The 23,042-nt window shown below is 37.2% G+C and carries 19 protein-coding genes; 13 read left to right on the top strand and 6 right to left on the bottom strand.

Features of this window, described 5'->3' with window-relative positions; all coding sequences use genetic code 11:
• Positions 1–113: 113 nt before the first annotated feature.
• From ESZ39_RS02105 to ESZ39_RS02090, 4 genes are read left to right on the top strand one after another with little or no spacing between them, the layout of a single operon-like run.
• The gene (locus tag ESZ39_RS02105) at positions 114–3,785 is read left to right on the top strand and encodes an ATP-binding protein (RefSeq protein WP_146878145.1); all 3,672 of its coding nucleotides are present in this window, start codon (positions 114–116) and stop codon (positions 3,783–3,785) included.
• Positions 3,782–4,417 (top strand): condensin complex protein MksE, encoded by a 636-nt coding sequence (locus ESZ39_RS02100; protein ID WP_146878144.1) that lies wholly within the window; start codon positions 3,782–3,784, stop codon positions 4,415–4,417. Before ESZ39_RS02105 ends, ESZ39_RS02100 begins: the two co-directional genes overlap by 4 nt.
• On the top strand, positions 4,417–5,637 hold the full coding sequence (locus ESZ39_RS02095; protein ID WP_146878143.1) for a hypothetical protein: 1,221 nt from the start codon (positions 4,417–4,419) through the stop codon (positions 5,635–5,637). The genes ESZ39_RS02100 and ESZ39_RS02095 overlap by 1 nt, the downstream gene beginning before the upstream one ends.
• Positions 5,622–6,482, top strand: a complete 861-nt coding sequence (locus tag ESZ39_RS02090; RefSeq protein ID WP_146878142.1) for a DUF4230 domain-containing protein — start codon at positions 5,622–5,624, stop codon at positions 6,480–6,482. Before ESZ39_RS02095 ends, ESZ39_RS02090 begins: the two co-directional genes overlap by 16 nt.
• A 264-nt stretch (positions 6,483–6,746) precedes the next feature.
• On the opposite strand, the gene asnS is transcribed toward ESZ39_RS02090, so the two are convergent.
• Entirely contained in the window at positions 6,747–8,147 is a 1,401-nt protein-coding gene (gene asnS / locus ESZ39_RS02085) for an asparagine--tRNA ligase (RefSeq protein WP_146878141.1), read from the bottom strand.
• 139 nt (positions 8,148–8,286) lie between these two features.
• On the opposite strand from asnS, the gene ESZ39_RS02080 reads away from it, so the two are divergent.
• Complete coding sequence (locus tag ESZ39_RS02080; RefSeq protein WP_146878140.1) at positions 8,287–8,670, top strand: hypothetical protein; 384 nt, start codon at positions 8,287–8,289, stop codon at positions 8,668–8,670.
• A gap of 181 nt (positions 8,671–8,851) precedes the next feature.
• On the opposite strand, the gene bioA is transcribed toward ESZ39_RS02080, so the two are convergent.
• Positions 8,852–10,156: an adenosylmethionine--8-amino-7-oxononanoate transaminase gene (gene bioA / locus ESZ39_RS02075; RefSeq protein ID WP_146878139.1), complete on the bottom strand. Its 1,305-nt coding sequence runs from the start codon at positions 10,154–10,156 to the stop codon at positions 8,852–8,854.
• Positions 10,157–10,255: 99 nt separating this feature from the next.
• Here bioA and bioB point away from each other — a divergent pair, with 99 nt between their 5' ends.
• The 5 genes from bioB (at position 10,256) to ESZ39_RS02050 (ending at position 14,685) form a co-directional block, all read left to right on the top strand.
• A complete protein-coding gene (gene bioB, locus ESZ39_RS02070; protein ID WP_146878138.1) occupies positions 10,256–11,371 on the top strand; it encodes a biotin synthase BioB in 1,116 nt (371 codons plus the stop codon).
• Between the two features lie 5 nt (positions 11,372–11,376).
• A complete protein-coding gene (locus ESZ39_RS02065) occupies positions 11,377–12,540 on the top strand; it encodes an aminotransferase class I/II-fold pyridoxal phosphate-dependent enzyme (RefSeq protein WP_146878137.1) in 1,164 nt (387 codons plus the stop codon).
• Positions 12,540–13,325, top strand: coding sequence for a malonyl-ACP O-methyltransferase BioC (bioC, locus tag ESZ39_RS02060; protein WP_146878136.1), 786 nt, complete (start codon positions 12,540–12,542; stop codon positions 13,323–13,325). The genes ESZ39_RS02065 and bioC overlap by 1 nt, the downstream gene beginning before the upstream one ends.
• A gap of 79 nt (positions 13,326–13,404) precedes the next feature.
• Positions 13,405–14,082 (top strand): dethiobiotin synthase, encoded by a 678-nt coding sequence (bioD, locus tag ESZ39_RS02055; RefSeq protein ID WP_146878135.1) that lies wholly within the window; start codon positions 13,405–13,407, stop codon positions 14,080–14,082.
• A 213-nt stretch (positions 14,083–14,295) separates the two neighbouring features.
• Positions 14,296–14,685 carry a hypothetical protein gene (locus ESZ39_RS02050; RefSeq protein ID WP_223270200.1) on the top strand — a complete coding sequence of 130 codons (390 nt, stop codon included), beginning with the start codon at positions 14,296–14,298 and terminating at the stop codon, positions 14,683–14,685.
• A gap of 510 nt (positions 14,686–15,195) precedes the next feature.
• Here ESZ39_RS02050 and pepE read toward each other — a convergent pair.
• From pepE to ESZ39_RS02030, 4 genes are all read right to left on the bottom strand, one after another.
• Positions 15,196–15,933 carry a dipeptidase PepE gene (pepE, locus tag ESZ39_RS02045; RefSeq protein ID WP_411266850.1) on the bottom strand — a complete coding sequence of 246 codons (738 nt, stop codon included), beginning with the start codon at positions 15,931–15,933 and terminating at the stop codon, positions 15,196–15,198.
• 140 nt (positions 15,934–16,073) lie between these two features.
• The gene (locus tag ESZ39_RS02040; protein WP_146878133.1) at positions 16,074–16,490 is read right to left on the bottom strand and encodes a type II toxin-antitoxin system HicB family antitoxin; all 417 of its coding nucleotides are present in this window, start codon (positions 16,488–16,490) and stop codon (positions 16,074–16,076) included.
• Positions 16,491–17,136: 646 nt separating this feature from the next.
• Positions 17,137–17,907 (bottom strand): ferredoxin--NADP reductase, encoded by a 771-nt coding sequence (locus tag ESZ39_RS02035; protein WP_146878132.1) that lies wholly within the window; start codon positions 17,905–17,907, stop codon positions 17,137–17,139.
• Positions 17,908–18,791: 884 nt separating this feature from the next.
• Entirely contained in the window at positions 18,792–19,688 is an 897-nt protein-coding gene (locus tag ESZ39_RS02030) for a hypothetical protein (protein WP_146878131.1), read from the bottom strand.
• Between the two features lie 395 nt (positions 19,689–20,083).
• Here ESZ39_RS02030 and ESZ39_RS02025 point away from each other — a divergent pair, with 395 nt between their 5' ends.
• The 3 genes from ESZ39_RS02025 to ESZ39_RS02015 all read left to right on the top strand — a co-directional run bounded on the left by ESZ39_RS02025 (position 20,084) and on the right by ESZ39_RS02015 (position 22,510).
• Entirely contained in the window at positions 20,084–20,374 is a 291-nt protein-coding gene (locus ESZ39_RS02025; protein WP_146878130.1) for a hypothetical protein, read from the top strand.
• Between the two features lie 160 nt (positions 20,375–20,534).
• On the top strand, positions 20,535–21,092 hold the full coding sequence (locus ESZ39_RS02020; RefSeq protein ID WP_146878129.1) for a phosphoribosyltransferase: 558 nt from the start codon (positions 20,535–20,537) through the stop codon (positions 21,090–21,092).
• Between the two features lie 197 nt (positions 21,093–21,289).
• On the top strand, positions 21,290–22,510 hold the full coding sequence (locus ESZ39_RS02015) for an ectonucleotide pyrophosphatase/phosphodiesterase (RefSeq protein WP_146878128.1): 1,221 nt from the start codon (positions 21,290–21,292) through the stop codon (positions 22,508–22,510).
• Positions 22,511–23,042: the final 532 nt, after the last annotated feature.

The raw sequence follows: 23,042 nt of genomic DNA, 5'->3' as shown, positions 1-23,042 counted from the left end.
GTGCAAACCAAAATTCAATATTATCTGTTCGGATCATGGTGTCAATGAGCAAGTCGTATTACACTAATAACCAGTAGATTAAAGTATAAAAAACACCGTTAATAGGAAAATAAATGACATTGAAAGTTACACCCAACAGCAAGTTATTACGCATAATTTTGATTGATAGCTACTTTAAGGGGAGAAGGGTTGAAGTTGATGTCAGTGGCCATACTAATCTCAGTGGCACTAATGCGGCAGGTAAAACCACCTTTTTAAAACTGGTGAGAATATTCTTTGCTGATGCACCCGGTGATGTCGTCAAAGTACGCGGTAAAATCAGAGAATCTTTTGTCAACTATTACCTACCTAGATTAACCAGTTATATTGTTTTTGAATATCAAACTCACTCAGGCATTAAGCAAGCCGTGTGTTTTAGTAAGAATGAAAGTATAAACTACCTATTTGTAGATAAGCCGTTTGAACTTGCCGACTATACTGCTGAACCTTCGCCAGATGGCACACTAAATTTAATTCCCTGTACAAATATTTATCGCCATTTCCATTTAAAACACGTGCCTGTTAAAGCGGTATCTTCGCCATCACATTATCAAAAAATTATTCTCGGTACGGCTGTATTTAGTGATAAGGATCTGACAGAAGCAAAGCATAGATTTTCTCTTGCCGCGCCAGGCAAAAATTTATCAATGCTCAACACAGTAGTTGGTGCAGCACTGGAGCGCAACACAGACTTTAAACGTATTAAAGAACTGCTATCGTCTATTATGCTCAACGGTGGCAAGAATGAGCTTGAGTTTAATATGGACGTAGCGAGCTTATCTGTTTGGAAAACCGATTATAACGCGCTTAAAACTTATGATGATTTAGCGAGTAGCATACTACCTAAACTATCTAAATCACTCTATACGGCAGAGAGTTCTGAAGCCATGTTGAGTGCATATAAACACAACTTGTTAGCCTATACCGAACAATTCAACCACTCACTTGAAGTATTAACGACTGAGCTAGCAACATTAAACAGCGCCAAATCGCTTGAAAACCTTAAGAACTCCGATGAAAAAAATAGCTTAGCCGATCAAGTCAGTGACAATAACCGTCTAGTTGACGCTGCTAAAAGACAAATAGAGACCATTGAAGCCGAAAAAATTTCCTGGGAAGAAAAAGATGTTGGCACCTTAAAAAGTGACTATGCCAATATCAACAACTATCAAGCACAACTTGATAATGCCAGTGTTGAAAAAGTAAACTTACTCGATGAAGCTCAAAACATTACCGTTAAATTTGACAAACTTAAGTCCAAACGACAAGCACAGTTTTATAGCTTAAAGGATCAACTTACTAACCAATTTAATGTTGCCAAAGCTGAATATAACGATATTACTGCAACACAAAGCAGTGTAATGAGCGACGCGGGCTATGATCTAAAAACAGCGATTCGAGAAAATGAAAATCAATTACAGCAGCTTTCTGCTGATTATGAAAATAAACTCAATCATTGTCATTTTAAATTACAGAGTGTTGATGTCAGTAAGGAAACAAGAGCACAAATTAAATTAGCACAAGAAGAATTGCAACGGGCGAACGAAAAACTTAACGCAGATTCAAGGCAAGCCATTTATTTTGAGCGTCAAGCGCAAAGCAGTGCGATGGAAACTGATAAAATACTTAGCGAAATGGCCAAGATAGCCAACGAAATAAAAACTAAAATATCAGCAAAAACTGATTTAGAGCGGCTACTCAATCCAAAAAAACATTCACTGCATGAGTTTTTGTTGAACAACGTTGATGACTGGTCTGAAAGTATTGGTAAGTTTCTTGCGCCAGCCGTATTAGCGTCAACCAATCTTAATCCTGACTTTACAGCCGAACAATCAAAAAATAACTTCAAAGGCTTAAGGCTAGATTGGGCTCGTGTTTATAATGAGTTTGCCAAAACAAGTGACAGCATTAGCGCCGAAATCGAACAAATTGACCGCCATATTCTGCAACTCAATGAGACCAAAGAAAAACTGTCATACAAAGTTAAAGAAATTGCCAACGAGCAAAATGCTCAGCAACAAGACATTATTAAGATTAAAGCCAATATAGCGTTAAAAAATCAATTACTCGAATCGATCAATGCCAACATTAATCAGCTCAACACTGAGCAAAAAAATGAAATTTCCCAAGCAAAATTAGCCTTAGAGGCTGAAGCTAAAGCGCTTAACAATGCTCTGGGTAAACTGGGTCGAGAAAACCAAGAAAAGTTAACTAACATTAATCAACAGCACTTAGCACGTATGCAAAGTTTACAAGAACAATACATGGGTCAAAATGTTGAGTTAGAAGGCTTTATCAAGCAGACAGAAGAAAAAATAAACCAAAATGATACTGAATACGCTTTAGTAATCAGTCGTTTAAAAGCAGACGAAAAAAATCAATTAAATGACAAAAACATTGATACTGAGACACTAAACAAACTTGATAATGAAATAGCCACTTTAGAAAAACAGCTTAGTCGACTTAAAAATGCTCCGGGTATTATTAGCAGTTATAACGCCTTTATGAGCAACACTTACAGTCAACTTGAAAGCCTTAATAATAAATCTTTTAAGGCTTCACAAGCGGTGACAAACCTGACTCAATCACTAACTGAACTTACTGAGATGATTAAAACCGATAAAGTGGCTTTTATTATCAATCGTGACGCAATCACGGCTAAGCTGTCCAAGGTCAGGGAAAAGCATGAAATGGCATTACGTTTAACCAGCCGATTAGCGGAATTTAAACCAGCGACTAGCACACTAGAAGCACATTCATTTGAAACAATCTGCGGTGAATTAGATAACATATTAAAAAGCCATCGCAAGGCATTAAAAAGCATCAAAGGTCACGCTGAACAAGTTATCTCTCAAATGAATATACATTTGAATAGTGCGATAAAGAAATCTATTGATATTAAAAACAATGCCTTAGATATAGATCCTAATCTAAGGGTTATTTCAGATTATATTGTTAAAGAGTTACCGTTAGTGATTAACGACGTGCGTGATTTAATCATCGAGAATGCGGCACTACGAGGTATGGAATTATCTGGTTTTTATGATCAGCTCAAACGTTATGAAGTTGAGATCAACGCCTTTAGCTCAAGAGTTAATAGCTATCTAGAGAAAAAGACCGTGTTTAGCGCCTTAGGTAAAATATCCATTAACCTAACACCTTTACTCGAATCTCACGAAGTTTTTTCCGCCTTAAAGGCATTTAAAAAAACCTATGAAGCTTGGACTAAAGACAATCAACAAACCCTACCTCCTGAAAAATATGGCGTCGCTATGTCAGAAGTGTTGACAAAATTTACCAATAATAAACTGGTAGAAAGGCACTCTAACTTATACGATATTTCTTTTGAAGCTGTAGTGAATAATGAAAGTAAAATTGCGCGCTCTGGTAATGATCTAAAAGATATCTCTTCTAATGGCATGAGTTACTTAATTTTGCTGGCATTTACCACTTCATTAGGCTCTATGATCAAGGGCTCACAAAATGTTGATATTTTATATGGTGTTGATGAATTAGGTGAAATTTCAGTTGAAAATGTTGATTCACTATTTGCTATGTTTGATAAAGAAAATGATACTATTTTTACTGCCATTCCCAATGCTGATAATAACTTCATGGGTGTTTACCACAAACGCTACTTTATTAATAAACCCAAAAATAGGTTTGAACAAATCACCGCCAGTGATGATCCGCTGCTAAAAGCAATAAGTGCCGCCCAAACGAGTACAGTAGGCACCCAATCATGATTTTTGATGAAGTGTTTACCAACACCGTAGAGTCACTTTTAGAAGGTAAATTTATTTGCCCAATAACCTGTGCTGTAAGTTATGATTTTTTAAGCTCAGACATCAACAGAGAACGTGTGCAAGCGTACTTGTACCAGACCTCTAAAACATTATCTCATATTGATCACGAATTCTATTATGCGTCCTACGAGTCTATGACCCCTGATAGAAGGCGAGCATCAAGAGTGGTATTTAAACAAACTCAGCAAGAAATAAGGCCGGTAGTTGAATTTTTGAGTTTAATGATGCGTGTGAGTAATGACGAACGTTCACTTTACACCGGTGATGAGATTCATTTGGCTCAAATTGTCAGTAAAATTGAAAACGATAAATCATTGTTAAAATCTTTAGACCGGATCATTATCCAGATAAAAGGTCAGTTAAAAGGCAGTGTTTTTGATAAAACCAAACAACTGATTAATAGCCTGGTTAAAACTGAAATTTTAAAACAAATTGAACCAAAAATAGATATCTATCTTTGTACGGGTAAGCTTGCCTACTATATTAACTTGATGGAATTTATTATGACTTATCAAGCTGAAAAATTTGATGACATTGATTTAGATGAGCCAGTACAGGATGAATTGATATAATGTCGGGTGCCATGATTAAAATGTTTCGTATGTTGGCAAAGCACGCACCAACCATTGATACCATCATAACCGAGGGACTACTTCCGCCTACAGAAGAAGCGCTTAAGGGTTTTGATGAACTGCACAATTATAACCTGGCTTTTGAAACGGCATCAGGGAGCATAAGATTAAGCAGCACTTTTCAAAATTTTTTAGAAAATGCCCTTAAAACCGAAAGGTCACTTGCTATTAATGTTGATGTGGGTGGTTATTGGCGCAGTATTTTATTTAATATAAATCAACTAAACCATTCAAATACCCTTGGCGCATATAATGACAGCGATAGGTATAAAAGACTGGTTATTGACTCGATTTATCAATTACTCGATGGTATAAACAACAACATACAACAATTAAGAAACCGCATTGAAAATCAATTTGGTTATGTCCATTCAATATCGGCAAAGCGTAAAGAAAATGAGCAAGCAATTTCAGAAGCAAGAACTCTCAGACAAGCTTTAAATATTATCGATGAAGCTGAATTGTTAGAAAGGCCCATCACCGACTTACGACTGCGATCTATTATTAATAACGACCTGTTTGGTGGTAAACAAAGTGCGATTAAAGAATTAATTAATGCACTGACACTGATGCAAGCCTTGTTGATTGGCTTTAGAAAACTCGAAGGTAGAGGTAAGCTTGTTAGGCAATTTAAACAATACTTTGACACAAAAACCGATCATGATTTTAGTGATCTTATCGGTGTTGAAGAAACGGGCATGCCGCCAAACATAACTAACGTAGTTAAGGCGATAAACATCGATGTTTATCCTGACGAGTCTAGCTTACTTACGCGCAATGATTTAATTGACCTTGCGCAATCCCTTAACCTAGTTGAAGGGGAGCGGTTTAAAAAAGCAAGAGACAATAATTCGTCTCTTGATATGACGCAAGATGATGTTGAAAAAGCCGTTGAAACACCCATAGGCGCAAAATGGCTAGAAGATATATTGTTAGCGTTAATTAAAACCCCAGGTGATAAAGTATTAGTGAATAACATTTACCAACAACTAAAACCTGCATGTAAACCGCAATTGTTTTTAGATGCCATCTATACTGAGATTTTAAGACTACCCGCGGAAAAAAGTAAATTTTTCATTTTTAAACCGCTAGGCAATTACTCAAAATCTTTTAATGGTAACTTTGATATTAAAGATATTTCAATATGCTTCAATTATTAACAAAACCACAAAAGACAACACTGGCGAAGCTACTTAAAAAGCGCGCGGGTACATTACCACTGCCACAGTTTATGTCGGTACATTCAAGCTATGGCTTAGGCACAATCGCTGGTAAGTCGCTACGACTGAGCTCACAAGACTTTAGCGAACTGACCTTGTTGTTTAATAAGGAAATAGGCAGCATTGATGGTTTTCTAATGGCCAAACAAGCGCTTAATAGAATTGAAGTTAGTGGCTTTGTTCATAATGAAAAACAGCACACTACAGCGGTAATGAACAATGACATCAGAATAGCGTCATTAAATGGCGAGATTAAAGTTAATGATAAGGTAACCTCAATACCTGAGTACACCTCCATGACCTTTCAATATCATGATATACAAACTATTGAGCATGACTGTGTTGTCGTTTGTGAAAATTTACAGGTCTTTATCTCATTAATAACAATAAAACCGCTATTACCAGAAAGTGTACAAAAGGCTTTATTTATTTACCGTGGCCATGGCAAAGCACTTGGCGGTGTTTACCGATTGTGTCAGCGCTTAAGTTGCCCTGTTATTGGCATGACCGACCTAGACCCCAAAGGCATTGAAATAGCTTACACATTACCCCGTGCTTCAGCATGCTTGTACCCTAATTTAGAAACACTGAAAGCATTTGATCTTAATACTGGCCGAAGTGACTTGTGGCAGGCGCAAGCTAACGCTATTTTAACCGCTCAACGCTTGTCTGCTTCAAGCCAACAAATTTCAGCGTTATTAGAGCACTTAAAAAACAGGGCAAGCTGTTACACACAAGAAATTTTAGCTAATCAACAAGCACGATTAGAGCTATATTTATTTTAGCTCAGTGTTTTAGCTCAGCGTTTTAGCTCAGTAACATAGGTAAGTCTTATGGGGCAGGAGTCTGGGTTAGAAGTACAGGTCAATAAGTCGGAGTATAGGTCAGTAAGTAGGGCTATTGGGATTTAACATAACGCAGCGGGTATATGTGTAGATCACCTTAGAATGGTCGGTTATTTGCTTTAACCAGCAATAATTTATTCTCTTCTATTTTAGTTAATAAAAAACCCTCAATTGAGGGTTTTTTTAGTTTTATATGGTACTCACTTAGAAGGCCGCGTTATTGGGCGTTCTTGGGAAAGGGATCACGTCGCGCACGTTTTGCATGCCGGTAGCATAAACCACTAAGCGTTCAAAGCCTAAACCAAAGCCCGCATGTGGCACAGTGCCGTAACGGCGTAAATCACGATACCAACTGTAGTCTGCTGGGTCTAAATTCATTTCCGCTAAACGTTTATCTAAAACATCTAAACGCTCTTCACGTTGGCTACCACCAATGATCTCGCCAATACCGGGCGCTAAAATGTCCATAGCAGCAACCGTTTTGCCGTCGTCATTTAAACGCATGTAGAATGATTTAATATCTTTAGGATAATTTTGTAACACTACCGGACCATTAAAATGCTCTTCAGCTAAGTAACGCTCGTGCTCTGAGTTTAAATCTACGCCCCAAGCGACTTTATTTTCAAACTTTTTACCACAGTTTTCTAAAATGGTGATCGCATCAGTGTAATCTAAACGCACAAAGTCGTTGTTGATCACCGAGTTTAAACGCTCGACAACCGTTTTATCGACACGCTGTTCAAAGAAAGCCATATCGTCTGCGCGTTCATCAAGCACGGCTTGGAAAACATACTTCAACATTTCTTCAGCCAAATCGGCCGCATCAGAAAGATCGGCGAACGCAATTTCAGGCTCAATCATCCAAAACTCAGCTAAATGACGGGTAGTATTTGAATTTTCAGCGCGGAACGTTGGGCCAAAGGTATACACTTTAGATAGGGCACAACAATAAGTTTCAACATTTAACTGACCTGAAACGGTTAAGAAAGTTTCTTTACCGAAAAAGTCTTGGTTGTAATCAACTTTACCTTGGTCATTTAATGGTAAGTTTTCCATATCAAGCGTACTAACACGGAACATTTCACCAGCGCCTTCACAGTCACTACCGGTAATTAATGGTGTGCTGATCCAAAAGTAACCTTTGCTGTGTAAAAAACGATGTACGGCTTGTGCCAAGGTATTGCGCACACGCGCTACTGCACCACCGATATTAGTACGTGGACGTAAGTGTGCTTGTTCACGTAAAAACTCGATACTATGGCGTTTTGCTGCCATTGGATAAGTATCAGGGTCTTCAACTAGGCCTAATACTTCGACCTGTTCCGCTTGTAGCTCAAACGACTGACCTTTACCTGGAGATTCAACCAAAATACCGGTAACTTTTACTGCAGCACCCGTGGTCAGTTTTAATATATCAGTCTGATAATTATCCAAATTACTCGGAGCAATTGCTTGAATAGCGTCAAAACATGAACCATCATGTACCGCTAAAAATGAAATACCTGCTTTAGAATCACGACGTGTGCGGATCCAACCATGGATGGTAATTGATTCATTAACAGGATATTTTCCTGCCAAGATATCAGTAATGGCAATGACTGACATTTACAAACCTCTTTTTTGTCAAAAATGTACTCAAATTTTAAGGGTTGCTATGTTACCTTGCCTGTAGGGTTTAACAAGTAAAAATTGCTAAATCTGGTCTTTATAAAAAAATAATTTAAAATTAGGGATAAAAAGCGGTATGAAGTATGAAATATCGAGCAAGGAGCGCAGGAATGCTGCTGATTTATGGACTTATATTTTAAGGGTATTAACTATCGCTGGTTGGGGCTTATTTATTTTTGCCTTATTGCTTTCTTATTACGCTGCGCCTGACACCGACTATGGCATTTTACGTTACCATAATATTGAAATTAGGAAGTTTTGGCTGACACCACTAACCGGTTATTTATATATTGTTTTGTGGTTAAGCGCCTTAAGTAGCTATTGTTGTTTAATACTGAATAATTATCGTAGCCGGCGTAAAAATGATGGTAAGTATTTTAATAGTTTATTATTACTGGTGATTACCATCGCCTGGGTAAGTTTTATATTAGTACAGGTTTTAGCCGTTAAAATTATTTAATAGTACAATATAATACCAGTTTCATTAATTACCTGGTCTACTTTATAGGTAGTGAAAATAGACCAGGCATTTATTTTAATAACTCGTTGTTCTAATGATTAAATAAATAACGCAGTAGTTAGTTTTTTTAACCAGTAGCAATGATCAGATAATTAGTGAGTTTGGTATAAACAACTCAGCATTAACTGCGTTTAAAACACTTGTCTTCATCTAATACAGTACTAATGGCATTGATCAGCAAACTCAGTTGCGCCTTATCACTAATAAAGGGTGGCATAATATAGATAAGTTGCCCAAAAGGGCGTATCCACACGCCTAATTCTACAAAGCGTTTTTGGATTTCGGCCATATCAACATTCTCAGTTGCCTGAACTACGCCTATAGCGCCTAACACTCTTATATCCTGAACCCGGTGATGATTTTTTAAAGGCAATAATTTTTGCTGAAAAGTGTTTTCAATATCTGCTACTTGTTGCTGCCATTGATTACGTTTTAATATCTTAAGACTGGCGTTAGCAACGGCACAAGCCAGCGGATTTCCCATAAAGGTAGGTCCGTGCATAAAGCAGCCCGCTTCACCGTCACTAATCGTATTAGCAATTTTATCAGTACATAAGGTTGCTGCTAGTGTCATGTAGCCACCGGTAAGAGTTTTACCTAAACAAATAATGTCAGGGCTAATATCAGCCCATTCACAGGCAAACAACTTGCCAGTTCGGCCTAAACCGGTCGCGATTTCATCAGCAATCATTATTACATTATATTGATCACACAGTGTTCGGCAGGTTTTTAAATAGTTAGGATGATATAAACGCATGCCACCAGCACCTTGGACTATGGGCTCGATAATAAATGCCGCGATTTGTTGATGGTATTGGGCAAACATCGCACTTAACTCTACCACGTCGTTAGCATCCCATGTTTGGCCAAATACTGTTTTTGGCGCCGGAGCGAATAAATTCTTCATTAGCATAGGTTCAAACAACTGATGCATGCCATTAACGGGGTCACATACCGACATCGCTGCAAAGGTATCACCGTGATAACCATTCCTAACTGTCAGTATTTTATGCTTTTCAGGCTTATTTTTACTGTGCCAATACTGTATCGACATTTTTAGTGCCACTTCAACTGACACCGAACCGCTGTCACTTAAAAATACTTTATTTAAGCCCTCAGGGGTTAGCTCAATTAAGTTTTTGGCAAGTTCAATGGCTGGTTCGTGGGTTAAACCACCAAACATTACATGGGCAAACTTTTCAGTTTGTTTTATCAAGGCCTGATTTAATTCTGGGTGATTATAACCGTGCAGCACTGACCACCACGATGACATACCATCAATAATTTTCTCACCACTAGCCAAGTTAATATAAACACCTTCGGCAGATTCGACCAGATAGGAAGGTAATGGTTTTGACATAGAAGTATAAGGATGCCAAACATGGTTTTTATCAAACTCAAGCGCGTTTGCTTGTTTATTGTTCATATGTAAGTCTTAATTGGTTTAGTTGGTTGACATATTTGAGTTGATGCATAGACTACGCGTTAATATTAATAGATGCAATTTACCAACGAGTGAATAACTATGACACAGCAAACATCAGTACTAAGTGAAGCTAGCGCTAACACCACTGCTAATACCGCCGTTAATAATACCAACCAAGGTAATAGTGAAGTAGGCCATAACTGGCAAGCAGATGAAGTTAAAGCACTGTTTGACATGCCGTTTAATGATTTGATGTTTAAAGCGCAAGTTATACACCGCGAAAACTTTAATCCCAATGAAGTACAAGTGAGTACTTTGTTGTCGATTAAAACCGGCGCCTGCCCAGAAGATTGTAAATACTGCTCTCAAAGTGCCCGTTATAAAACTGACATTGAGAAAGAACGTTTAATGGCAGTGAGCAAAGTGCTTGAAGCGGCACAAGCAGCGAAAGATCAAGGTTCAACACGTTTTTGTATGGGCGCTGGCTGGCGTAACCCAAAAGCAAGAGATATGCCTTCAGTACTAGAAATGGTTAAGGGAGTAAAGGCACTGGGACTTGAAACCTGTATGACACTTGGCATGTTATCTGTTGAGCAAGCCGATGAGTTACAAGGTGCAGGCTTGGACTATTACAACCATAACTTGGATACTTCGCCAGAGCATTATAATCAAATTATTACTACACGTACCTTCCAAGACCGCTTAGACACTTTATCTAATGTGCGAAGTTCAGGCATGAAGGTCTGTAGTGGTGGCATAGTGGGTTTAGGTGAAGAAAGTAAAGACCGGGCGTCATTATTGGCACAATTGGCCAACCTTTCACCGCAACCGGAAAGTGTGCCAATCAACATGTTAGTAAAAATTGAAGGTACACCATTAGCTGATGTGGCAGATTTAGATCATTTTGAGTTTGTTCGCTGTATTGCCGTAGCACGTATCATGATGCCAAAAAGCCATGTGCGGTTATCAGCAGGGCGCGACGCGATGAACGAACAAATGCAAGCATTGTGCTTTTTAGCGGGCGCTAATTCAATATTTTACGGGTGTAAATTATTAACCACCGGAAACCCTGAAGCCAATAAAGATATGATGTTATTTAACCGATTAGGTATTAATACTGAAACTATTGCCAGTTCAGCCGCGGATGAAGCAAAACTTAACACCGCTATGGTTGACCAGAAAAATAGCGAACTATTCTATAACGCCGTAAATTAATAACTATGGCGTTTGATTTCTTAACTACCAGTATTGCCGAGCAAAAACAGCGTGCACGTTATCGTGTGCGTCAATGTGTTGCCGAGCAAAATGGCCGTTATGTCAAAATTGACGATAAAAGTTACTTAAACTTTTCATCAAATGACTATCTTGGCCTAAATCATCATCCAAAAATTAACCAAGCCTTGCTAGCCGGCGCTGAGCGATTTGGTACTTGTGCTAGTGGCTCAAGTTTAATTACCGGTTACTCTTATGCCCATCAAGCACTAGAAAACGATATTTGTGATTGGCTTAATAAAGCGAAGTGCTTATTGTTTGCCAGTGGTTTTTCCGCTAATAACGCGCTTATGCATGCCTTGGGTCATAAAAGCTGTGCGCTTTATTTAGATAAACTCAGTCATGCGTCGTTAATTGATGGCGCACTGTCAAGTGACGCTAAAGTAAAGCGCTTTTTGCATAACGATACTGAGCAACTACAAGGTTTTTTAAGGCAAGGCCAAGCGAAAGCTAAAAATGATAATGCTGAGTTAAATCAAATTATTGTCTCTGAAGGTGTATTTAGTATGGATGGCGATCAGGCTGATGTCATTAATTTGGCGAAAATAGCCCAACAGCATCAAGCCTTATTATATCTAGACGACGCGCACAGTATCGGTGTTGTTGGTAATAAAGGCCAAGGCAGCAGCAGTATCGCAGACCTTGACCTTGTTATGGCGACCTTTGGTAAAAGTATTGCCACAAGTGGCGCTTTTGTTGCTTGTGATGAATTACTGGCTGATTATTTAATTAACTTTTCGCGGCATTATATTTATTCAACTGCGATATCTCCGGCTTTAGCTTGGGCAACAAAAAAGAGTATTGAAATTATTCAAGCGGAACATTGGCGTCGAGAAAAAATTGTTGAATTGAGCCAATTACTTGCGTCAAAATTATGCAGTAAAGTTAAGCTTATTAAAAATGTCTCATCAATTCACGCCATTGTTATTGGTGATGAAGTTGCCACACTTGATGTTTGTCAGAAGTTACGCGATAAAGGCATTTGGCTTAGTGCTATTCGTCCACCAACGGTTCCAAACAATAGCTCAAGGTTACGCGTAACTGTAACCTCAAGTCACGAAATTAAAGATATCAATTACTTAGCTAATTGCATTAACGAGGTTATAGTATAATGTCTAAAAAGACTAACCGTTTTAAAATAGCGAGATCTTTTGGCTCAGCCAGTGCTTCTTATGATGTTTCAGCCCGTTTACAACGCTATTGTGGCAAGGATTTAATGCCATGGTTACCTAATCGCAACGATATCACTGCCTTAGATTTGGGCGCAGGCACGGGGTTTTTTACTGAGCTGCTATCAAGTCGTTACCGACAAGTTATTGGCTTAGATGTTTCGAAAAAAATGCTGCATTTTGCCAAAGATAATCGCCATAAGAGTATTCACTGGCTTGAAGCTGACGCTTATAAGATACCGTTGCAAGATAACAGCATCGACTTTGTTTATTCCAATTTAATGATCCAATGGTGTGATCCGCTAGACCAGGTGTTAAATGAAATAATACGGGTATTAAAACCCGGCGGTTTATTTGCTTTTAGTACGCTAGTCGATGGTACTTTATTTGAATTAAAGTCTGCTTGGGCGCACATTGATAATGACCAACACGTAATTGACTTTAAAAAAGAAAGTGAAATTACAGCTTTATTTGACGGCGCTGATCGAAAATTATTGCAAGCTAAACAGCAAGATATTGTTTTAGACTATGAAAATGTTTTACATCTAGCTCATGAATTGAAAAGCCTTGGCGCGAATCATCTGCCTAAAAAGCAGGGTAAAGGACTTGCGGGCAAAGATAAATGGCAAAAAATGACCGAAAACTATCAAGAATTTTTGCCACCGAGTGGTATATATCCTGCTACTTATAAAGTTTTCTCTGGGCTAATTGTCAAGTTAAAGGATTAAGCTTTGTGATTGATCAAGCCTAAGTTCCTCATAAATAACCCATCGAAAAACAGTTGTTGAATTTTAAGAGTTACCTATTATGTTAAAGTTATTTGTTACCGCCACCGACACAGACGCCGGTAAAACCTATGCAGCCCAAGCGCTTGTACATGCCTTAGTTGCCAGCAATAAAAAAGTGGCAGTTTATAAGCCAATTTCTGCTGGTTGCGAGCGAGTTAATCATCAGCTAGTGAATAACGATGCTTTATTATTACTAAAACAGTCTAATTGCCAACAAATCATCTCTCAAGTCAATCCCATTGCTTTTGAACAACCTATTGCACCCCATATAGCCGCCGCTCAGTTGCAACAAGCCATTAGTTTAACCGACATTCAACATGGCTATGAACAAATTACCGCTTTGGCTGCAGACGTTGTTATTTGTGAAGGTGCCGGTGGCTGGCGTTTACCCCTAGGGCAAGGACAATATTTATCAGCGTTTGTACAAGCAAGCCGTCAAGACGTTGTCCTTGTAGTGAATATGAAACTAGGCTGCTTAAACCATGCGGTATTAACTTATCAGTCAATTGTAACTGATGGCTTAAACTGTGTAGGCTGGATAGCAAATTGTCCAGAGAGTATGCCTTATTTAGTGGAAAACATTCGTGAGTTAACAACACTACTCCCCATAGCTAAATTGGCAGAGCTACCTTTTGACTTAGATATAACTAAAGCGGCGAAGCGAATCGATATTTCGTTATTAACCTCACTGATTTAACATCGGTTTGTTAATTATTAAAAGAAAAACCCAAAGAGTATGGAATGTCTTATACCAGTTCCATTAAGTTTTTGATCTTGTTGTGCGCAGGAAAAATAACTCAAGGTAAGGCGCTCGATTGAGCAATAGCTGGCTATTGGGAGTGAGAGCAACACAGCCTTGAGCTATTTTAACTAGTACAAGTGAGCAATAACTTAATGGGATTGGTATTATATGTACACAGAAAAAGACTCTAATGATTTAACATATTTTATTTATTTTCAGTTAGATATTATTCTCCATGCTTTCAAGGAATTGAAAAAATACTTAGGTAAGAAGACAAATGAATTTCAAAAAATTGCTGAGATATTAGAGAAAACTACATGGGGTAATACGCTAAACTTTATTCAAAAAGATTTAATAAAGAAAGCGGTTAAGGAGCCAGGAAGGATCTTTAGTGCTAAAGAAGTTTCCAACTCTTACTCGATTTCTGCAAATACCGCTAGAGCGTACTTAGCAAAGTTAGCAGAGCTAAAATTATTTCTCACAACAAAAGATGGTAAAACTCTAATATATATAGCTCCTTCTGATTTACTTTCTAAGCTAAATAGTGGAAAGGTATAACAAGTTGCTCAAGCAGAAAAAATAATAGCTGCCTGCGCTTCGCACATTACAGCCAACCATAATTTGCCGCTTAATAAGGCGTTATTTTTCACAAAAGGTTTTGAGTATATAAAAGAAAAAGATTTTTATGAGTGGCCAGAAACGCGTAAAGAAAGTACATTTTATCTTATCTTATCTTATCTTGCTAAGAGGTCTTCTCGCTTGGGGTTTACCAATGTTTATTACAATGACATTTGTTGTTAACGAAGCATTTGATTAATCAGCACTAATAATATCTCATGTGGTTATTAACGCTATCGTTTGGACTATCGGTGGTTTACTTTTTGGTGCTGCTATTGGGTGTTTTACTGAGTGTAAATATAAGAAATAACTCGTTAAAAGAAAAGAAACATACCAGTCATTTAAACAGTAATAAAACAGTGGGCTATTTCTTCGCTCATATTTTAGCCCAAAATTTTTAGTCTTTTAATCAGGGGCTATTTGTTATATCGCCTTTATAAGTTACAAAACTTATAAGAGATAATCTAAGTTATCTTCAGTCGCGATAACTTCTTTTTTACCCGCCTTAAATAAAAATCCATTAGCTGCAGTTGTTGAGTCCTTTATATCAGATAAGCCCGAGACTAACTTAATGGTATTTTGCTTAATGTCTAACGCCGTTCCTTCGACAATAGCGACAATGGGTGTATCCGGATTTAGCACCATAAATTCGGCTAAACGTTGTGCACGAGTTTCGCCATTATGACCTGGAGGGTTGTAGTCGGTATAGTGTGGATTTAATTGAAAATCAACCAATTGCAGAGCATTAAAACTTTCAGGTTCAATAATCGGCATATCATTTGTTGTGCGAATAGAAAGTCCCGCAATATTTGATCCTGCACTCCAGCCAATGTAGGGCATACCTTGTGCTACTTTACTTTGAATAGGTCTAATTAACTTATTTTGATATAACTGATGCAATAAATGAAAAGTATTGCCACCACCAACCGCTATTGCTGGCGCAGCATTAATTGCGCTAACCGGGTCAGCATACTGATGAATACCCGTTACTTTAATGCCTAGCTCAATTAATGCATTTTGCACCATTGCCGTGTAGTCATCGTAATTTACTGTTACACCAGCATAAGGAATAAATAATAATTCAGTAACACCCGTAAGCTTTGCCTTTATCAAGGCTAATGCATGTTGTAAATAGGCTGTATTGCCAACACGAGAGCTACTTAGTAGTAGTAAGTTTGAATCTTCAATAGTCACTTTTTTTAGCCTTTTCAATTAATTAAATGGTATTATGTCGCTTGATTTATAAGGAGAGCTTTAACTATTACTGATTTTACTACTCAATATAATTCGGCGAGGACAAGGACCTCAAACGGTTAGCTTGAGGTCGTTTAGTTGTGTTTAGTATTAACTAGCTCGGTTAAACAAGCGATGGCGATAAAGCCAGAACGTGTTTTGTAATTTGAAGATTTAGCCACCCGATCATCAATTTGTTTTATCAATAGTTCAGGTAGGGTTACATTGATTTTATGGCTTTTGCCCATGTAGGGGACAATGTCAAAATCAAGCATAGCCCAAATAGGTGAGGTGGCAGTAGACAACAACATATGCTCTTCAATAGTTTTTGCTGGTGGCACTTTTTCGCCGTATTCAACCAATATATTTAAGTGTGAAATCATGGCGGTATTTAATAATAAAAAGCCCTCGTCCATAGTCGCTGCTTTTACCTGGCAACCCGGTAAATCAACAATTGAAAATAGGTAATTATTATTGTCATTATTGCGTAAAACCAAGACTGGATATTTCATAACTTTGTCCTTTATCTTTGCTTTATCAAGCATAACCTCGATAACGCCATTTGTAAATGTTCAGGTAACCCTCGGAGTTACCTGGGGCAATTAAATTACAACTCTGGTAACTCCTTTTGGCTAAATAAAAGCAACCCTGATAACTCCATAGATTAAAGGTGTGATTATTCACTTACCGTAATATTGTTTATCAACCGAGTTTATCTTTTTTATCATTGGCTTTTTTCATTATGTTTTTAATAAAATTGGATATTTAAAAATGTTATCTATAGAGTTATTGGATGCAGCATGTAGTGAAATAACTTGAGCGCTGATAAATAATTTTACTGCTAAGTCTTTAATGCCAGGCTATATGGTGCGGGGCTATATAATATTTTTTATTTGCTTTTACTGGTGAATTTTGGCTTGAATTAGCACAGGATAAGATCATTAGAAGATGCTAAAAACTGACTAATAAAGTTGACGATTCAACAGCGATAAATAAGCTTGTTTATCGCTGTTGAACCAGAGGCTTACCCAATTAAATTTAGCGTTTAATCGTGGTATGTAGTGAAAAATTTATTTTTATATTAAGAAGAGTTACATAAATAGATGAAAAAATTGTCATTTTCAGGCTTTACCCTTTTTAGAGATGCTGAGTAAGCAACTACCAATAGTTTTCAAAACTAAAATTCCCTGAAGCACGTCTTAAGTGCTTTTGAAAGCCTAGCTCAAGTAATACATCTCGTGTGTCATGTACCATTGCTGGATTGCCACATAAATAGAAAAAACTATTTTGCTTGTCGGGTGTTAATTTTACTGCTTGCATTAAGCTACCATCTTTTAATAAGGCCGGAATTCGCCCTGACATTATATTGGGATTTTTTTCACGAGAAACTATTGGTAGATAACTTAGTTTTCCTGCATAGGCTTGTTGTAAGTTTGCGATTAATGCTTGATAGACTAATTCTTGTTGGGTGCGAACGGCATGGACTAATATAACGTTATCAAATCGTATTTTGGTTCGTTTTTCGGCTAATATTGAAAGAAATGGCCCAATAGCGGTACCCGTGGCAAGTAACCACAGGTTAGTCACTGTTTCAGGGATTTCATCTAATGTCATAAAGCCACTGGGTTTGTCACCAACATAAATAACATCACCCAGATGAAGCTGGGCAAGTTTTGGGCTCAAATTGCCCTCTGGAACATCTATTATCAGAAACTCCATAACATTTGCACCTGGGCTATGATTTGGTGAGTTAACAAATGAATAGGCGCGTCTGAGCCAGTTACCATTTTCATCTGGTAGGGCCAATTTAGTAAATTGCCCTGCAACATAAGGCCCAATCTCGGCTTTTACCGTGATAGAGAATTCATTATTAGTCCACGGTTTGTAGTTAATAATTTCACCTTTAGCAAAGCCATCGAGTTTCATCATTATATTGCTCTCCTGTTAGTTTTATCATTATATGCCTAACTATAGAACTAATACCAATCCCATTAAGTTATTGCTCACTTGTACTAGTTAAAATAGCTCAATGCTGTGTTGCTCTCACTCCCAATAGCCAGCTATTGCTCAATCGAGCGCCTTACCTTGAATTATTTTTCCTGCGCACAACAAGATCACAAACTTAATGGAACTGGTATAATACCAAGTTGATTAATTACCTGCTCATTTTTAATGGTTAAAATGAATAACTACAGCGTTATAAAATTTATAAGGTGAATAACTACTGACTAAATTTTATGCCTTGTATTTATCCCTTTTTCCTCATGAAAAAGTAGATCACTTAATTAATCAAATTGGTATAACGCATTATTTTACATAGCAGTGTTTATTCAAAAGGTACTGAATTTGTGGGTTTCTAGCGCTCATCACTCAGGAAGTTTTAATAAGGTGTCATCAATACCAAGTTGTGTATTAATCCCTTGTCTCTGATAAAAAAGTAGAACATTTAATTAATCAAATTGCTCTAACCTGCGTTTTTATCAAAATACAATATTAAGTCTTGCTGATAGCTACTGTTAATGGTGACAGTAGCTATCGGCTAGTTTGCTGAGGAAAAGTATTAGCGCAAGCATGTAAAATAACTTTATTGTCATGGTGAGATCTAAGAGTAAATAAGCCACGCAGTGGGGTGGTTTTGAAGGCAGCGCGAATAGGGCAAAAGCCAAGCCTATTTTTACTTGTTTAACGCTATAATTTTTACTTGTTTAACGCTATAATTTTTACTTGTATTAATTGGCTGTTATCTCAGCCAACGCATTATTTTAATGACAATTGTACTAAAGTTTTAAGCCTTAAAATTGAGCAATAAAAGCTTAAAATTTATGTTTTTCGACATCATTAAGGTCTATCTCGTAGGCGTTCCTGCCAATGCCGAAAAACTCTTCGTCAGTAAACACAACAACGTCTTCATCAAGAAAGGTAATCGCTTCTTTTTGCGTAACAATACCTAAATCAATACGATACCTATCACCAGAGAAAAAGTCATCTCCTTGCCAATTTTCAAACAGCCAAATGCGTTGCGAGTCCAGCAGTACTAATTTTTTCTTACTTGGACTTAAAGCGGCGGAGGTTATCCAACAAAGTTTTTCGGCAATAGTGCAGGTTTTAAATTTACTTATTTTTTCTGCATCATAATTAGCGGCATGATCGCCAATTTTATATAAACTAGTTATCCCATTAAAAGGTACTGTGCGGTTTTTGGTAAATAGATAAAGGTAATTTTCATAAAAAACGAAAGCTTCCACATCAAACTCCATTTCATGGGCTTTAGGTGGGAAACTGGTGTGTTCAGGGTATTTAAATTTAATGATTTCTGCCTGCGTTGTTTCACCTTTTATATCGATGGGGTTTTCAATTTTATATATTGTTAACCACTTACGTAGATTATCATTATTACCAAAGTCGCCTAAAAAAAAATGACCAAAGTCATCTTGAGTCATATCTTCCCAGTCAATATTTTTAGCGTTAGTGACGGTTATTGCTCTATCAATACCACCAGTTCTATTGAGCTGGTATAATTTTGCCTGGTCGCCACCATCATTAATGGCCCAAAGTTTATTGCTTTTATCAAACTCAATACCTGATATTTCGTTCAGTTGAGGGTCAATGGTGGCATATTTGTTCTTATATAACTGATAGCTCGTGGTCGCTATGATTATGATAACGGCAATAGCACTTCCGGTAAAAAATCCGGCCAGTGTTTTTTTCATAAATGTGAAACCAATAAAATTTAGCAAGTTAATTAAAGCGCAGCATAGCAGGGAATAAAAAAAATTACTTATCCAATTAGTGCGTAACACTTTAAAGTGGCGACTCAATATAGCGATGACCGATATTAATAAAGTGTGATTTTTATTAATATCGGGTTAAAAAAGCGTCTAAAAATCATAATAATACCAATTTGATTAATTAAGTGATCTACTTTTTCATGAGGAAAAATGGATAAATACAAGGCATAAAATTTAGTCAGTAGTTATTCACCTTATAAATTTTATAACACTGTAGTTATTCATTTTAACCATTAAAAATGAGCAGGTAATTAATCAACTTGGTATAAGTAATATGCTTAAAGTATATCTGGATTTGAGATTGTTTTGGAGTGTAGATGAAACAACGACTGATATTTTGTTATCTAGGCATAACGTTTGTTGTATTAGCTGGCTGTCAATCGGGTAATATATTACAAAATCATCACCTGGGTGATAATCAGGCGAGTAAATTTTTAGATGACAAATTTAATGGCTATAAAGTTATTTCAATCGAAACTGAAATTGAAATATTCGCCCTAAGTGCAGAGATGAAAACTATGGCAAAAAGTATTAGTTTAGAGTGTGATGTTCGTAAAAAAGCCACCAAGCTCCTTGAGCATTTTTTAGCCCAGAAAACATCAATTTAGCCTATGAATCTGGCACCAATGTTATTACGGCCAAAGTATTTAAAAATAAAGTTTTATTGATCAAAATATATAAATAATTCAACGGGGCTACTCAGGCCAGCAAAAAACACGTTATAATGTTGCTCAGTCAAAAAATTAATTAAATGAGGTTAGCTCATCAATGGAAAAGCGATTTATAACAGCGCAAGAGTTGCTTGAAGATTCATTTCGTGTTGCCGCGAAGGTTTTTGAAGACGGTTTTAGACCACAATTTATTGTTGGAATTTGGCGCGGTGGTGCACCTATTGGCATTGCAGTACAAGAATACTTTGACTTTAAAGAAGTAGAAACTGACCATATAGCGGTTCGCACATCTTCTTATTACGGTATAAACCAACAAAGCAAAGAAATTAAAGTACACGGTTTACATTATATTATTGAAAATGCCAATGCCGATGACGGGTTGTTAATTGTTGATGATGTTTTTGATTCTGGTCGAAGTATTGAAGCATTAATAGCTCAAATGAAAAAGTTAACCCGCAATAATATGCCAAAAGATGTCAGGATCGCATGTCCTTGGTATAAACCAACAAATTCTAAAGTGGATTTAGTGCCTGATTATTATATCCATGAATCAACAGAATGGTTAGTTTTTCCACATGAATTGTCAGGTTTAACACCTGATGAAATAGCCCATGGTAAAAAAGATTTGGTCAATATTTTAGACTTATTTGAATAAAACTTATTTTATCAGTTAAAACAACTAACGCATGGCATTAACCTGCGTTAGTTGTTTTATCGCTAAAATAGGCTGAGTGAAATATTCAGTCACATAAAGTTAAGACACCAAGCGTCAGTTAGTCGCTTGTAAAAAATGAGTTATTAATTTATCTTACACAGCCTATAATTAAAGTGTACTTAATCTGGTTGTGACGAATGAATCTAAAAGCATTAATACTTTTGGGCTGTTTTTTATCCTTTGTTAGCTGGGCTAAAACGCCTCTAGTGCTATTATCTATCGATGGTTTTGCCCAACGTTACATAGCACAATACCAACCTAAAATCTTAATGTCGCTCATGCAGCAGGGCACTAGTGCCAAAGCTTTGTTACCGGTTTATCCAAGTAAAACCTTTCCAAATCACTTAAGTATTATCACCGGTCGCTATCCAATAAATCATGGTATTGTGCATAATACGTTTTATCATCGCGACATTGATAAAGATTACAAATTTGGTGATGGAAAAAACGATGCTCGCTGGTTAACGGCTTACCCGCTTTGGCATATCAATGAAATGCAGGGCAATAAATCGGCAGTTTATTTCTGGCCAGAATCCGAGACAGCGATAGATAATAAAACGGCAAGTTATTATTATCCTTATAAGCATTTTACCCCAAATAAAAAAAGACTTGAGCAAATACTGACGTGGTTACGCCTACCTGAATCCAAACGACCAAACTTTATTGCGGGTTATTTTGCCAGTGTTGATGATGCGGGGCATGAATTTGGTGAAAACTCTCCACAACTTATCGGCGCTATAAGCAAACTTGATACTTTACTTGGGGATTTTTTCCAGCAAATTAACCAAGAATTTAAGGGTAAGGTTAATGTAGTGATTGTTTCAGATCATGGTATGACTAAAATTAATAAACACCATGTTATAAAATGGCAGGAAAATATTATCGATGGTGTGAAAGCTATTAATGGCGCTACACAATTATATTTATATAGCGATAGCGAGATTAAATTACAGCAAAGTGTTCAGTTATTTATTAATGCTCAAGCTGAGAATAAACCCGCCCAATATAGTGTATACCAATATCCTAATTTTCCAGCCCACTGGCATTTAAACCGAAAAACAGCGGCAGTACCGAATGTTATTATTGAAGCCTTACCATCCTATGTTTTTACTCAAGGTAAGGCGAACATAAAAGCAGAAACACATGGTTACGATCCAAAGTCGTTTCGAGACCTTGACGCTATTTTTATCGCCACTGGACCTGCATTTAGCAGCAATAAGCAAATTGCTGCGTTTGAGAACATACATGTATTGCCCATTATCACCCGAGCATTAGGGCTAAAAGATGTCGATAATATTGACGGTAGCTATCAAGTAGCTGAGCAAATTGTTAGGGAAATAGTTAAGTCTCCTTACTAGTGATATAAGCACAGAACTTAGTTAAGCTAATCAGTTTTACTTTGATCAGCGAGCCAGGCTCAAGTTAAATAAAGTGGCATAAATGGCGATATATAAATTTACCGTGGTCAAGGGCTATCGAGTTGCGTCGGGCTGTGCAAATGACCCTTGATTCCTTCAAGGCACTATTAGCGCACAGTTACCATTTTTTCAAGCGCTGGGCTTGGATCTTAGTGGATATTATCTCGCAACAATAAATGCACAATTTAACTGTCATGCAATTATCCTGAATCGTTATTATCACTATTTTAAGCAAGTAAAATGGCATGAGAATATGGCCGCAGAAAATTTCAAATTTTGTCGATGTCATATTTTAACCAATTCAACATCCTATCCTGCGCTAATTTATCAACCGCAAGTTGATACTAATACCAATCCCATTAAGTTATTGCTCACTTGTACTAGTTAAAATAGCTCAATGCTGTGTTGCTCTCAATCCCAATAGCCAGCTATTGCTCAATCGAGCGCCTTACCTTGAGTTATTTTTCCTGCG

The organism is Colwellia sp. C1TZA3, assembly GCF_007954265.1.
Lineage (GTDB): Bacteria > Pseudomonadota > Gammaproteobacteria > Enterobacterales > Alteromonadaceae > Cognaticolwellia.
This window is presented reverse-complemented; position numbering and strand designations above follow the sequence as displayed.

Excerpts from the sequence above, each read along its gene's own strand:
- bioC (WP_146878136.1), top strand. The coding sequence starts at position 12,540 with ATGTCTAAAAAGACTAACCGTTTTAAAATAGCGAGATCTTTTGGCTCA.
- bioB (WP_146878138.1), top strand. The coding sequence starts at position 10,256 with ATGACACAGCAAACATCAGTACTAAGTGAAGCTAGCGCTAACACCACT.
- ESZ39_RS02015 (WP_146878128.1), top strand. The coding sequence starts at position 21,290 with ATGAATCTAAAAGCATTAATACTTTTGGGCTGTTTTTTATCCTTTGTT.
- bioA (WP_146878139.1), bottom strand. The coding sequence starts at position 10,156 with ATGAACAATAAACAAGCAAACGCGCTTGAGTTTGATAAAAACCATGTT.
- ESZ39_RS02105 (WP_146878145.1), top strand. The coding sequence starts at position 114 with ATGACATTGAAAGTTACACCCAACAGCAAGTTATTACGCATAATTTTG.
- ESZ39_RS02035 (WP_146878132.1), bottom strand. The coding sequence starts at position 17,907 with ATGATGAAACTCGATGGCTTTGCTAAAGGTGAAATTATTAACTACAAA.
- ESZ39_RS02095 (WP_146878143.1), top strand. The coding sequence starts at position 4,417 with ATGTCGGGTGCCATGATTAAAATGTTTCGTATGTTGGCAAAGCACGCA.
- ESZ39_RS02050 (WP_223270200.1), top strand. The coding sequence starts at position 14,296 with ATGTACACAGAAAAAGACTCTAATGATTTAACATATTTTATTTATTTT.
- asnS (WP_146878141.1), bottom strand. The coding sequence starts at position 8,147 with ATGTCAGTCATTGCCATTACTGATATCTTGGCAGGAAAATATCCTGTT.
- ESZ39_RS02030 (WP_146878131.1), bottom strand. The coding sequence starts at position 19,688 with ATGAAAAAAACACTGGCCGGATTTTTTACCGGAAGTGCTATTGCCGTT.
- ESZ39_RS02040 (WP_146878133.1), bottom strand. The coding sequence starts at position 16,490 with ATGAAATATCCAGTCTTGGTTTTACGCAATAATGACAATAATAATTAC.
- ESZ39_RS02100 (WP_146878144.1), top strand. The coding sequence starts at position 3,782 with ATGATTTTTGATGAAGTGTTTACCAACACCGTAGAGTCACTTTTAGAA.
- ESZ39_RS02080 (WP_146878140.1), top strand. The coding sequence starts at position 8,287 with ATGAAGTATGAAATATCGAGCAAGGAGCGCAGGAATGCTGCTGATTTA.
- bioD (WP_146878135.1), top strand. The coding sequence starts at position 13,405 with ATGTTAAAGTTATTTGTTACCGCCACCGACACAGACGCCGGTAAAACC.
- ESZ39_RS02025 (WP_146878130.1), top strand. The coding sequence starts at position 20,084 with ATGAAACAACGACTGATATTTTGTTATCTAGGCATAACGTTTGTTGTA.
- ESZ39_RS02020 (WP_146878129.1), top strand. The coding sequence starts at position 20,535 with ATGGAAAAGCGATTTATAACAGCGCAAGAGTTGCTTGAAGATTCATTT.
- ESZ39_RS02065 (WP_146878137.1), top strand. The coding sequence starts at position 11,377 with ATGGCGTTTGATTTCTTAACTACCAGTATTGCCGAGCAAAAACAGCGT.
- ESZ39_RS02090 (WP_146878142.1), top strand. The coding sequence starts at position 5,622 with ATGCTTCAATTATTAACAAAACCACAAAAGACAACACTGGCGAAGCTA.